Raw genomic sequence first — 582 nt, 5'->3', positions numbered from 1 at the left:
TGCCAAACCTTGCCGTCGATATGAACTCTTGGGCAAGATCAGCCTGTTATCCCCAGAGTACCTTTTATCCGTTAAGTGACGGCGCTTCCACTCGCGACCGCCAGATCACTAAGACCTACTTTCGTACCTGCTCGTCCTGTCGGACTCGCAGTCAAGCCACCTTATGCCTTTACACTTGTGCGCTGATTTCCGCCCAGCGCAAGGTGACCTTCGCGCACCTCCGTTACTGTTTGGGAGGCGACCGCCCCAGTCAAACTGCCCACCTACCACTGTCCGCAGCCCGGTTTCACGAGCCACGTTAGAAACCTACCCTGACAAGAGTGGTATTTCACCGACGACTCCACACAGCCTGGCGGCCATGCTTCGCTGTCTCCCACCTATCCTACACATGTCAGAACAAGTCCCCATGGTAAGCTACAGTAAAGGTTCATGGGGTCTTTCCGTCTAACCACGGGTAACCGGCATCTTTACCGGTACTTAAATTTCACCGAGTCTCGCGTTGAGACAGTGCCCAGATCGTTCCACCATTCGTGCGGGTCGGAACTTACCCGACAAGGAATTTCGCTACCTTAGGACCGTTAT

General features: G+C 54.3%; 1 rRNA gene (only partly in view). It reads right to left on the bottom strand.

Annotated elements, in window-relative coordinates:
- Window positions 1–582: ribosomal RNA gene (locus RDV48_29575) — 23S ribosomal RNA — on the bottom strand; its annotated part reaches 349 nt to the left of the window's first position; the annotation flags it as partial.

Source organism: Candidatus Eremiobacterota bacterium, from assembly GCA_031082125.1.
Taxonomy (GTDB): domain Bacteria; phylum Vulcanimicrobiota; class CADAWZ01; order CADAWZ01; family Ess09-12; genus Ess09-12.
This window is presented reverse-complemented; position numbering and strand designations above follow the sequence as displayed.